We start from the raw sequence: 13,284 nt of genomic DNA, 5'->3' as shown, positions 1-13,284 counted from the left end.
GAGTGACCATCAGTAAATCTGTAACATTACCGCTATCGAGCTTTTTATTGGTACTAGTTAAAAGCACGCACCACCACAATTTATCTAATTGCAACGCTCGGACTAGCAGGGGGAGGAAAGTTACTTTAATTTAATCTCACCTATTTAAGTACCAGGAGGAAGTTTATTTATTTGTTTAATTATTTGAATGTTTAAATCCCAAAAAACCTCTGTATTTACTATTTCATAATTTTCAAACTCATCCTTGCCACCTAAAAACAAAGGTATTTTGTACCCCACACAACTTTCCAGTCCTATACATTTCACCCACTTTACCATCCATTTTTCAAAATCCATTTTTGCGAGGGCGTCATCTTCATATTCGACCAATTCTACATTATGAAATTCAAAAATATCATTACATGGTATATTAAACATTTCATTTGTTGCTATATCAAAAAAAGAAATTTGTCTTCCCTGATCTAATGAGATTCCAAATTGTCTACCTAGCCAATCATAACCAAAAATCCAGGTATTTGTTGCTTCGGGGTATGCGTCTTTGACAAGATCGGTCCACTGTTTCGAAGAAGCAAAAGAATGCACTTTATAAATCCCATTGTTAAAAGATTTTCCCCCGATATTTTCTAGCAAATAGAGTATATCCGCATTATTTACCATCTCATTAAATCCAGGTAAGTAAGTGTTATCTAATGACTCGTCATCAAAGTCAAAATGATTTAAAAAACTATTTATCATATATATAATATACTAATTTATTATGACTTTATCTACTTTCGTTCCCTTAGACAAATTTTTAATTGCATTATTTATCTGTTTACCTAAGCTTCTGTTAACAGAATTATTTAAGCCGTTTGTATTATTTAATGTGTAACCCTTCCTAAATATCGGACTGTTTAAGAGGCGAAAATTCGTAACTTTAAAACAGTAAGATGAAAAAGTCAAAAATCAGTGAAGCTCAGATCGTAGCAGCAATCAAAGAACATGAAGCAGGTAAAACAGCAGCTGATATCTGCCGTAGCCTTGGGGTACACCAGGCCACCTTCTACAACTGGAAGAAGAAATATTCAGGGATGGATAATCAGGAGCTTCGTCGGCTCAAGGAGCTTGAGGAGGAAAACCGGAGATTAAAACATATGTATGCTGAACTCGCCTTGGACAATAAAATCCTTAAGGATGTCTTGTCAAAAAAGTTCTAAAGCCCTGCCAGCGAAAGGATATGGCTGCTTATGTGATTGCTCAACATCATACAAGCATTTGCAGGGCTTGCAAGGTAATTTGCCTGCCTAAGTCCATGTATTATTATAAGAAAATCAAGGATGACAACGCAACGATTCTGAAGCTTCGGGAACTCGCGGAAAAGCGTCCAACTGAAGGGCAGGATTTGTATTATAGCCGTATCCGTAGGGAAGGCTTGATATGGAATTATAAACGGGTACGCCGCGTTTATCTGTTATTGGGCATGAACCGCCGCAGGAAAATTCGTAAGCAAATTCCCGGGCGTGTAAAACAACCATTGTTGCAGCCTGAAGGGCCAGGAGTAACCTGGTCCCTGGATTTTATGAGTGATGTATTAACCAACAAGCGAAAGTTTATTACATTTAATGTTATAGATGATTATAACCGAGAGGCCATTGCGGTGGAAATTGCCCATAGTATGCCCGCAACTACGGTAACCAGATTATTGGAAAGAATTACCAGGGAACAAGGGAAACCTAAGCGTATTAGGACAGATAATGGGCCAGAATTTATCAGTAAAGAATTTCGGGACTGGTGTGCGGGAAAAGATATTGAGATTCAATACATACAGCCGAGTAGGCCGATGGAGAATGGTTATATCGAGAGGTTCAATCGAACCTTCCGGGAAAATATTTTGGATGCCTATTTATTCGAGGACACCATGCAAGTACAGGTACTGGCCGAAGAATGGATGCATGACTACAACTATTGCAGACCGCATGAAGCGCTAAATGGTAAAACGCCCATGGAATATAAAGCCATGCCGGCGGCGTGTTCAAATTAATCCAACTTGAAAAAAGTTGGATTAATTTGAACAGATATTATAAATTTGAATTCTCGTCAACAGATCGGTTCGAAATCCGGGAGGGTTACACATAGGCATCTTATCAACATTAGAATAAATGCTTTGATTATTTTCAAAAGATTTTGAACAAGAATCTTGAAAAGAATTTCTTGAATCATTACTACAAGCTGATGTAAAGATCAAAGCTAACTCCGCTGGAGTCATTAGTGTTCCATCTTTTTTATTTAAATTAACTCCAATACTTTGATCTGAGGTTTGAGCAGAAATAATATACTTAGCATTTTTACCGTGATTTTTAATTGCAAGCTAAATACTAGGAATTACTCGCCCGACTTTATTTTGATCTCCTCCCTCAAAAGTAACTTCCCCTGTAACTTTTCCTCCAGATGAGTTTCGGAGTACTCTATTTAGTTCTGAACTAATTGCAGATTTATAATCATTGATTTTTTCTTCAGATAATTTCAAGCCCCCACTTAGGCTAAAGTCAACATTAACGGATACATTTGTCTGACCATTATTACCCGTCTTAGCCTTCCACTCTTTTCCTTCTAAGTCTATTCCATCAATAGGTCTATTTTCTGCAAAAGCGTAGCTTGAATTCCATGGGTAAGATTTGTATAAAGGGTCAACACTAAAGAATTTACCTAACCTACTATCATACATTCTATATTTGAATTCATAGGCATTATCAACTCCCTTGATATCGTTGTCTTTCTCTTGTCCGTTAAAACCATAACGGTAACCTGTAGCTCCGCTTAACACATAATTCCGGCCGTCCATCTGCCCGCCAAAGGCATAGTAGTCGCTTGCACTGCTTATGGCAGGTTTGTAGGTTCCACCATCGTTAACCCTTATATCTGTAATGGTGCTCATTACATTACCCAGGTGGTTAGTTAGCTCAAAGAACTTCAGGCCCCAGGTATTCCAGTTACCGGTACCGTTGCCAGAAGCTAAGTTAACATTAGGTGTTTATATTCCCAAACGGCTGGGGTGGAGATAGAAGGCTGAGGGTTGGAAGGCTGAAGACCGTTATGCCTAAGCAAAATGCTCAAAATTCTTTAGTGCTTTCGATCAATCCACTATCCCATTTGAGGCAACAAATAATTAGCTTTCTTGCCACTTAATTATAATTTCTCCTTGCAATTTTAATCAGAAAACACCATCCATTTTATCCCACCAGTAATTCTGTAACACTACATGAAAAAACCAGCATTTAGCATCCGTAATTTCATCTGAAATAGAAAAGGTGGACAACCGCCCACCTTAAATTTGTATTATTTAATACCCAATTGGAATTCCAAACCTCTTCTAAAGTACCATAGAGAGGCCATCAGTAAATCTGTAACATTACCGGTTTTTAGTTGTAGGAAATTTCCTGATACCGCTGTTCAGGCATTAAACTAGATAGCTCCCTTTTTCTTTTCCATTAGTCCAGTTGAGTGTATTTAATTTACTTTCTGATCTCAATTGCTGTTGCAAAAACAGAACTACAATCAATAGTTGACTCAAACTCCTTATTAATAAAAACTTCCGCTTGGAGGTCTTCCCTTATGTTAAATTCAATGATTTTTTTCTTTGGCAACGCAATAACTACCTTTGTTGATCCCTTTATTTGTAATGAATAATCGCTATCCAACAATATCCTAGGCGCCCATGCTTGCATAAAGGCATTATCGGACAAGCAAAAGGTTAGTATACCACTTTCAAAAATAACTTCTTCAACTTTCTGATAATTTTGTTTTAGGTTTTGTTTTTGGCCCCATATTGTTATCTTCTTAATTCTGCCAAAGTTTTTTCCCACTAGTTCAAAAGGTGTAATTGAAGTTTCTTCGAACTTTGAAAGTTCATTTCGGAAGACGGTTGGGGTACCCTCCTGCTCCAGATAGTTTTCCATCTTAGGAAAATCCAATTTAATCCATAAATAAAAATCCGTCAAGTCATTACACATAAGTACATGTTCGCCTCTATTCAGTCTTACAATGGAAACAGGTATTAAGGACTTGATATCTTTGAGTTTATGGTAAAGTAGATTCATTTCGGAAAAAGTATTTCCCTTATATAAGTCTAAGAGTCTATAATATTCCTCAACAAACAGTTGTTTCATTATTTTTTCGGTTTTATTGAGAGATCTATTTTTGTAGTTCCTTTTTTAATTTCATATCCTTCGCTTTTTAAAAACTCTACTTCTTTACCAAAAGTCGTTAAGGCTCCATCTTTGCCATTTAGAAAAATTGCTTTCGCATTGGTAGGATCTGAAACAAACCTGAGATCTTGGCCTTTTTCAATAGCTTTTTCCAAAAACGGAATATTAAACTCTTTAAAAAAATCCATGCTTTTTTCGGCAATCTTATTAGGCACATCTAAAAATCTCAGACCATGTTCTCTAAAAACACCACTTTCCTTAAGTCCATCTATTGCTCCAACGAATCTTCCTAATACAGTGGTAATCTTATCATTTCTTGCTATTATATCGCCACCAAATCCTGCAAACTTGACAACTTTTGAGATTGCTTGCGGAGCGACGCGGAACTGCTTGGCTAACTTAACCAAACTGCTACCGCTGACAAATGGGATCACTGCACCACCTATCGCAAATCCTTTATCCCAATTAGTTGCTTTTTGTCCATCAACATTGATCGCATTCCCACCTCTTGTTAACCAAGTTACTAATACAGCAGCATCGTTCACATCGGAGGCTGTCAACACTTGAACCAAGGCAGCTTTTCCACCATCTCTCTTTTCCTTTGTTGTGTAATCAGTCGGATTACTTTTATAATCCAAAACATACATCGGTTCGGCGCCATCTAGATCTATAGCTTGAATAGGAGTATTCCCTGCAAACTGATACGGAGTGTAAAAAGAGTAATCTTTTGCCAATGGGTCCACACTCAAGAACTTCGCAATCCTCGGGTCATAGATCCGCATGCCATAATCCTGCTGGTTACCCGCTCCTTTCACCTCATTATCATTTTCCTTGCCGTTAAAACCATAACGGTAGCCAGCACTCAGGCTTCTACCCGGCATCTGTCCGCCAAAAGCATAATAGTCGCTTGCACTGCTTATGGCAGGCTTGTAGGTTCCACCATCGTTAACCCTTATATCGGTAATGGTGCTCATTACATTACCCAGGTGGTTAGTTAGCTCAAAGAACTTCAGGCCCCAGGTATTCCAGTTACCGGTACCGTTGCCTGAGGCTAAGTTAACATTAGGTGTCCACATTCCCAAACGGCTGCTGCCATAAAGTGTTTGTTCCTTCCAGTTCGAAGTGCCGTTGGCATTGTCGTAAACAGCGAGGTTATTGCCTTGCGCATCACGAACGTACCATTCTGTTTTGGAAGTATTGGTCTCACCATTTACAAAATTTTTGCTTACACGGTTTCCTGATGGGTCGTAGCTGTAACTGATGATTCCCTTGCTACCTTTATTGATGGAAAGGATTTTTCCGTAAACAGACCAGTTAATGGCATGAATACCACTCTGGTTGTCGCCGGTCATATTGCCGATGTTATCATAACTGTAGTTGCCCGATATTTGTCCGGAAGGCAGGTCATAATCACCTGCACTGCCCCCCTGTGCATCACTTACCTGCATAAGCCTGTTGGTTTTTAACCGGCCTGCATTACGTTCGTAAACATAGCTCAGGTTATCCATCAGGTTGCCATTGCCATTGTTCCGCTGCAGCGAGAGGATATTTCCGTTGCCATCGTAACTAAAATCTTCCTGGTATTTATTGGTTGCGCTGCCCGGGTACCAGGTACCGTTACCCAGCTGGCCATGCTGCCTGAAACTCGTAATGCGGTTCAGCTGATCGTATCCATAACTGTAGCCAAAAGTTGCACCATCGTTTAACCCGGAAATGGCATAGGTACTGTTGCTGATGTTTCCATTAAACAGCTGGCTGCCCCACTGTCCGTTAGTACCTTCAAAAACATGGTCAAAAGCTGCCGGTGTACCCATAATAGGAGTATAATCCCCATTGTAGTAACCGAGGCTATAAGCCAGTGCATCACGCCCGATTTCGGAACCATCATGTCCCATATCCTTCGCAGGATCGTTTAACGAGGTTCCGTTTACGCCCTTGAGCCAGCCCTGCAGGGTATAGGCATAATCTACTCCCTGTACTTTTTCGCCCATCCGGCCCAGCTCCATCCGGGCCAGCGGACCGTGCAGGTAATAGCGGTAACTGGCATCAAGCCTTTTGTAGCTGTTGTTCAGCTCGCTGCCAAAACCATAGTTTTTGATATTGGCCTGCGTGCTTGTCCACGCTTCCAGCAACCGGTTTTCTGCATCATAAAAATACTGATAGTAAAACTGATCGGCGGCGCCATGCTGGTAGGCCAGCAGGTTCACCTTGCCACTTACAAGATCATATTCATAATCGAGGGTTTTTAATCCCAGTCCGGCTACCTGCTGATAGAGGCGCTTTACATTGCCCCCAATATCATAGCTGTAATAACTGGCATTAATGCCGGCATCGCTACGGCTGTTGCGGTACACACTGGCCGATACGCGTTTACGCAGGTTATCCTGTTGCAATGAATAATTAATGCCCGCATAACCCGGCGGGTTCTCATCATAGTAAGTTTGGGTAATCTGCTGGTCGTTAGCTGCCTGATATTGCAATATAGCACGATAAGTAGCATCGTCTAAATAGGGTACGGCAGGCCGATAGCTGCTGCTGGTAATATTTTTTTGGCCTACTTCGCTAATCCTGCCCAGGTTATCGTAAATGGTATAGCTATAATCATTATTTGGTTGCTGTTTTGCATTTTGAGAAAACACCAGGCGGCTCAGGTAATCGTACCAGAAGCTACTTTTACCAGCATCGGGTGTTTGCTGTTGCAACACCTGATTGGTGGCATTGTAGGCGTAAGTGGTAGTAAGTACATGCGCAGGGTACATGCCTGTGTACTGTGTTTCCTGTGTACTGTTTTCGGCCAGGAGTGTAGGGCTACCGGCTATTGGCAGGTTGAAGCGAAACCAGGCAATAGCATCTTCATTCACCGCAGCAAAACATGGGCTCCCGGCATTGGTGACAATTTCGCCCGCCGACATGAGCCTGTCGTGATAGGTACGGAGGTGTTTGATGTTAGTAAAGTTTCGTGGCATATTAATCGGATTGCTGGAAATGGCCCATCCACAACCTGCAGTTGGTGCTCCAGCAACCGGAGTAAACTGCTTTCCGTTTACCCATATTTGTAAAGCACCGTGTGAAAGGTCGGCACCCTGAACCACCACATGGGTCCATTGCGACAACGGAAGTAATCCGTTAACATCGGCCGTAACGTGGTTGCTAAGGGTAATGCTCACATTATCGGTAGCGGTTTGGTGCAATGTAAAAATATCTACATTAACCAGGTTACCATTCACACAGGCCTGAAGCATATACTTCATATCTGGTGTGGCCGCAACAAATTGTTTGCTACCATCAAGCCCCGAGTACAGCCACATTTCAACTGCATTATTACTGCTTTTTTGGAAAATATTACTCAGGTTCTGGAGTGCGGTATTCTGATCTGATTCGGGCTTATTGGGGGCATTATCGCATTCGGAGCTTTTGAACGCACGGTTACGTTTTACTGCTGCCAGGGCCTCCTCATTTTCGATCGGGCTTACCCCATCTGGCGGAACGGTACGAACCAGGTTACCCGCCAGATCATAATAATACAGCGTGTAGTGATAAGTTTGCTGTCTGGCATTAAGGGATACATTTGCACTGGCCGACGCACAGGTGGCAATGTACGAGTCCGTAAATTTACGACGTTCTTCTGCAATATAGGTATCATAAGTCCTGCTGCCCAGGCCATAAGCTGCCTGGATGGCTTCTTTAACACAGAAGTATGGGTCTTCAGCAACAGTATCATACGGCGTTACATTACAAAGAGTACCCTGTCTTGTTGCGAAAGCAGCATAGTCATCAAAGGTGAGCGAAAAACCAAACCTGTGGTTAAGAAAATTGGTTACAATAGTCTGGTAATTGCTCCAGCTGCTTTGAATATTGCCGTAAAAAGCTGCGTTAAGCTCCTGCATCGCCGTTATGTACTCAGTATAGGTAATACAGCCTTTGGTACCATCCTGCATAAACACTGGCAGTTTAATGTCTTTGTCGAGCAGGTAACGGCAGGTAGTAGTACCCTTAATCAACACCTGGAAGTCGTCCCACGACATGTCCATGGCAGCGCCATAGGTAGCTTTCAGGTTGTTGTAAAATACCTGATTATCAGCCGAGCTTCGCAACGATTCAATTTTAATCCGCAGGACCTCACTCACATTGGAAATTACCAGCGCTGTTGATTGCTGAAGCGGCTCATACGGATAAGGCGCATCAAGCAACCAGGGGTTGATAAGGTTATCGAAATGACTAACCGGGACTGAAAAACGGATAATATCAGCAAAACTCCTGACCTGATTTCCGTTTATACCAATTGAAGGTTGATCGGGAGCCAGCGTACTTGCACCAAAGGGGTGTTGTGTATCGGCAGCTTTGCTGCTTAAGGCAATCAGGTTTGCCCTTAACATGCTTCGGGTAGTCTCATCAACCCCTAAAGAATCAAGGCCCTTCTTTAACCTTTCCATCCACGTTTCCGAAAGATACTGGCTTGCTGTTGCTACCTGGTTGATAAGGGCTTGCTGCTGCTCGGCTTCGGCCTGATAGGGATTAGTATTAGTTTGGGTAACTACCGGGTCAAAATGACTTGTTTTCCCTGCGTATAGTGTACTGCAGTTAGCTGATGGAGTTCCTGGATCAACAGGTGGATCGACAGGTGGCGTACAATTGGTTGTACCACACGCAAACAAGAAGGCATTATTATCGAGGTACGGAGAATTAACAATTACAGCATAGTAACCTGCCGGAATAACGACAGTCGCATAAACGTAAGGCACTGAGTAGTCATCGGGGCTCACCCAAATATTAGCTGTGGCATCTTGAGCACATGAAAAACCAGATGCCATTGACACGGAGTAGGTAAAATTATCGATACGATCAACTACATAATCTGATTCACAGGAAATAACAGGTTGGGTACGCATAGCAGACGCAGTTCTCGCCGAATATTTCGATGCTAAAGGAATACTATCGCCGGATAAGTTATTACTTTTTGAAGCCACAGCAGAAGTGCTATAACTGGAAGCGAGGGCTTGCAAACTATCACGTTTTTTGATCAGCTTATCCTTAACCGAATTTTTCTGCGGGATATATTCTGCCACATAAACATTCCTGTAAATGCGGTAACTGTGTTTAGTATCTTTTACAACAAAATATGGTTTTAAAACATAATCACCAAAACGCTGGCGTTCTGTTTTAGCTGTCCGCGCAGCAGCTTTGGAAACTGTTGCAGGTTCAACTTCTTCTGTACTTATAGAAAAAATGGTTTTGCTGTTATAGTCTGCGACAGTTACGTCATTTTCACTTTTTGCAGCCTGCAATTGCATGGTTTCTTCACAAGGTTGAACCTCGTTCTGGTTCACATTATATTCTACGGCATTCGTTAAAGTATATACCGGCACGTCGCATGGATTTCCTCCGCCTCCAGGATTGGTATAAAGATTGGTCAGGCAAACATTTACCCAAACATTGGAATAATGTTGCTCTAGGCCGTTAAGGTATATGGTTACACAACCCCAGAATTGCGGAACCTCCCCGAAATTAGGACAAGACATGGGAGGCTGAGTATTTGCCGAATAACCTTCTACGATAGTATAATCATATCGGTATGGATAAGAATATGCATAATATTGATTAAGACCAGTGCTACCCTCTGCATAAATCGGGAGTTCTGAGCTACAACTTGCCGGAACCGGTTCTTTACAAATAATTTCCCAAACATTGTTGAATCTGGTTGTATTACCAGCAAGTACCACATCCACACATGTGCGGTAGCGCATACTTACAGTATTTGCGGCACAATAAGAATTTGCATTTGGTGGATTACCAATTGCTCCGGAAGCATAATAGTAGCTAATACGTGTATTAGAAACATAATCCACCTTCCTGTATTGGCCATAGGCGACTTGTGAAAACTGTGCATCCAGTGATTGTGTCACACAATTATTTGCATTACCTGTTACACCAGGTGTCGCATTTACGGATTGGCCTATCGGACAAGTGTTGCCGGCACAAGCAGTCTTCGAGTAAAGTTCCTGGTAGTATTTGTTTTTTAGATCCAGATATTTTGAAATATAAGATGCCCATTCCCGATTGCGAACCCTGCAGGAAGGAGATGGAAAACAATAATCCCATCCGTTCGGTTGAGGGGTGTAAAGATTTGTTGTGGCGTCCGAATCTGAACAATATAGCTGGTAGTCAATATAACTGATCAGCGATTTAGCATTGAGCTCCGAATGCTGCAAAACGTTACCGCTATAATTTCCGAGTTGGCTATTCATGGCAGGTGCGTATTCACTTCCCGAACCGGTAAAAAACGGATCATTTGCCGTGAGCCAGTTTGCTGCATTGTTTTCATTGTAACCTACGCTTTCCCACGTGGCCGTCTCCTTCATTTTTATATCCCATGCTTTACTTACCGACTGGGACTCGCAGAAATCGAGTTTACATTTCTCCGGATGGGATTGGAGGAATTCTTCGGCCCATTCCGGTTTCCAGTACAATAACAGATCGGTAATACTGAAATCTGCATCATAAGGAGAGCCCACAGTACCATCTGCACGGGTTATCAGCGAATTTTGATATATAGGGTCAGCGGTATTGCGCTGTAAAAAGGCATTGATATGATAATTAAGACTGATGACATTGATGCCCGGTTCGATCAGGTTTCCGATGCTATCGGTCATAGCATACTGGCCGCCAGGCGATACATCGGCCAGCATCGCATTCCGGATAGTGGCGCAGGGCGATAGCTGGGTACAGTGATCCATTACATATTGAACGCTATCTTTTAATTTTTCATAGGTACTGTGTATGGTCTGATTATAAGTTGTGCCGATATCAACCTGATCGTTGAGCTTTAACAATTCGGCTTTAAACATGGCAGTAAAAGCTTCCTCGGTACCCAGGCGGGTTTTTGCAGTTGCGCAATCTGAAAAACAATCTGAAAGCCTGTTTTTCAAAAGCTGTTCAATTACAAAATCGGCTTTTCTTTTAATAACAGAGGCATTTTGCCCGTTGTTAACAAAACGATCCGTAAACTGATCGATAACCCTTTTACTCAGGGCAAAATTAAATTTGATATAGTACTCTCCTATTCTGCTGAAAGCAATGTTCAGACTGTCGGGCAACTGACTGGTGTAATCACATTCTTCCCCTTCAATACCAATTTTTACAGGAACGGGCGACCGGTACAGGGCTGTAGTATCGCAATCATTATGCACAGTAATGGTTATTTCATAATAACAGCTGCTGCAGGGATGGAATGGCCCGCCCGAATAAGTATGGATAATTTTTTGCAGATCGAAACTCAGCGTAGCATTATCAGTAACCGAAGCCATATAAGTAGTGGTGGCAGTTAAACTGAGTGTACTGGCATCGAAGGTAAACTGTTCAGGTTTTAATATATTCAACCTGACTTTTTTCTCCTCAGGCTTATTGGCTAACGTACTTAGGTTTTGAGGTGTACTTCCTGTTAAGGCTGTGGCTATCGTTTTTCCACCTGCATTCAGATAACTAATACTGATCTGCCCGTTAGGATCAACCACCATATTTTTCAAGTAATGTTCTGCGTAGCCGACATCGTTTCCGAACAGCTTATCGAGTTCTTCCTGCTGGGGCTTACCATAATAATAACGGGTCGTATGTTGTTCTGGCTGTCCGGGCTGGAATATCTGGCCCACCCCACCCTGTAATTTAATTCTCCCGGTATTGTCGCTGGTGTATTCTGTTACCGAAAGGGGAAACCCATTGGCATTGGGTATATATTGGTTAAATGCCCTCGACTGACCCAAAGCATCCTGCAAAAAAGCGGATGAGTAGTACCGGGACGCACCCGAACTGGTTCCCAATGCAGCAGGCAAAGCCTCGCAACCGGTAAGATTAATATTATTCAGACTGTAGGGATTACCCTGTGGATCTTTGTTAAAGGCCGGAAAATAATGAAGATAGCTGCTTCCGTTACTTTCGCGTACCGGCGCGGGCAGAATGCTGGCAGTGGCTCGTCCAAACTGGTCGTACACGTTTTCCTGTACTATTGCCACATCATCACTGCTGTTGCGGGTAACCGATTGGCGGGCACGGAGTGAGCCGTCAAAGTAACTAATCACTTCTTTCTTTTTTCCCTCCTCAGCATAACTTGCTGAATATTCCCAGTTAAGGTTGGGTTCGTGCCACGAGAGCTCCCATGCTGCGTAAGTTGCGCCATCTTCTTTCAGATAGGACCAGCTCCCCTCATCTCTCAAACCATCAGGAGTATAACTCACCTGCCTGATGCGTACCACTATGTAGGCGGCATTATATATCAATGAAATGGTATCGGTTTGTTTGTGGGTAGTAATCCTGGTGGCGTTGTTCCTGAACATCGCTGCTATAGCAGCATCGTTGTAACCCCCTGTACCTTCTGCCAAAGCTTTAGCTATCAAGCCATTTTTGGTTCCGTTATCGGCACTTACCCATTCAATGTCATATTCCTGGGCACCTAAAACTGCCGACCAGCTGAGTGCCAGCTGCTGATTGTTATTGATGCGGGTACCACCGGTTACACGACGTACACCACTATTTCCTGCTAAATTGGTCTCGCCATTTAATCCGAGAAAAAGATAAGGTTTAAAGATGTAGGTCCGGTCGATATCGATATGACTGGTGAGCTGTAGTACCGGTGGAAGATTACTTCCGTACTCCGGACTTGAAATTGCAGTAATATATACCTTTACATAATAGCCGTTGGAAAAGCTGAAAATATCCCTTCCCTTGTAGGTAGCTCCCGAGGTTTTATCATAATTTACCTGAAGTGAGGCTGAATCAATGAGCGTAGGCTCTATTTGCCCGGGGCTGGTAAAATATGCAACCTTGAAAGTGACCTTACAGCTAAACGATTGACTGATTACCTGTTCATCGATCACTTGCAGACTGACGGCATTTTTTACAGAAATATTTGAAATTTCATTCCAGTTAAACGCTGGATTTTTAAACTTCTCGTCTTTTACCAAGAGGGAATCCCCCACTTTTATTCTGCCTTTCACGAAGTTTTCATAAGGTTCCACAGCTGCATTAGCAGACTGCTGAAATCCAATTGATAGAGTTAAAATGAATAAGAGTACACGGAGCGTTCTTAACATATCCTTGATATTTATAT

The 13,284-nt window shown here is 42.3% G+C and carries 6 protein-coding genes; 2 read left to right on the top strand and 4 right to left on the bottom strand.

Going from position 1 to position 13,284, the window contains the following annotated elements; genetic code table 11:
* Positions 1–144: 144 nt before the first annotated feature.
* A complete protein-coding gene (locus AC570I_RS16410) occupies positions 145–735 on the bottom strand; it encodes a hypothetical protein (protein ID WP_497406331.1) in 591 nt (196 codons plus the stop codon).
* Positions 736–929: 194 nt separating this feature from the next.
* On the opposite strand from AC570I_RS16410, the gene AC570I_RS16405 reads away from it, so the two are divergent.
* Positions 930–1,196, top strand: a complete 267-nt coding sequence (locus tag AC570I_RS16405; protein ID WP_497406330.1) for a transposase — start codon at positions 930–932, stop codon at positions 1,194–1,196.
* Positions 1,197–1,216: 20 nt separating this feature from the next.
* Positions 1,217–2,020 carry an IS3 family transposase gene (locus tag AC570I_RS16400; RefSeq protein WP_497406329.1) on the top strand — a complete coding sequence of 268 codons (804 nt, stop codon included), beginning with the start codon at positions 1,217–1,219 and terminating at the stop codon, positions 2,018–2,020.
* A gap of 327 nt (positions 2,021–2,347) precedes the next feature.
* Here AC570I_RS16400 and AC570I_RS16395 read toward each other — a convergent pair whose 3' ends face one another.
* The 3 genes from AC570I_RS16395 to AC570I_RS16385 form a co-directional block, all read right to left on the bottom strand.
* The gene (locus AC570I_RS16395) at positions 2,348–2,914 is read right to left on the bottom strand and encodes an RHS repeat-associated core domain-containing protein (RefSeq protein ID WP_497406328.1); all 567 of its coding nucleotides are present in this window, start codon (positions 2,912–2,914) and stop codon (positions 2,348–2,350) included.
* A 577-nt stretch (positions 2,915–3,491) separates the two neighbouring features.
* Positions 3,492–4,145 carry a hypothetical protein gene (locus AC570I_RS16390; RefSeq protein WP_497406327.1) on the bottom strand — a complete coding sequence of 218 codons (654 nt, stop codon included), beginning with the start codon at positions 4,143–4,145 and terminating at the stop codon, positions 3,492–3,494.
* Positions 4,145–13,267: an RHS repeat-associated core domain-containing protein gene (locus AC570I_RS16385; RefSeq protein ID WP_497406326.1), complete on the bottom strand. Its 9,123-nt coding sequence runs from the start codon at positions 13,265–13,267 to the stop codon at positions 4,145–4,147. Before AC570I_RS16385 ends, AC570I_RS16390 begins: the two co-directional genes overlap by 1 nt.
* Positions 13,268–13,284 lie beyond the last annotated feature (17 nt).

It is taken from the genome of Pedobacter sp. A2324, from assembly GCF_059693705.1.
Note: the sequence above shows the minus strand (reverse complement) of the source record. Positions and strands in the feature narration are given on the sequence as shown.

Coding starts and splice junctions, on each gene's coding strand:
- AC570I_RS16410 (WP_497406331.1), bottom strand. CDS start 735: ATGATAAATAGTTTTTTAAATCATTTTGACTTTGATGACGAGTCATTA.
- AC570I_RS16405 (WP_497406330.1), top strand. CDS start 930: ATGAAAAAGTCAAAAATCAGTGAAGCTCAGATCGTAGCAGCAATCAAA.
- AC570I_RS16400 (WP_497406329.1), top strand. CDS start 1,217: ATGGCTGCTTATGTGATTGCTCAACATCATACAAGCATTTGCAGGGCT.
- AC570I_RS16395 (WP_497406328.1), bottom strand. CDS start 2,914: ATGAGCACCATTACAGATATAAGGGTTAACGATGGTGGAACCTACAAA.
- AC570I_RS16390 (WP_497406327.1), bottom strand. CDS start 4,145: ATGAAACAACTGTTTGTTGAGGAATATTATAGACTCTTAGACTTATAT.
- AC570I_RS16385 (WP_497406326.1), bottom strand. CDS start 13,267: ATGTTAAGAACGCTCCGTGTACTCTTATTCATTTTAACTCTATCAATT.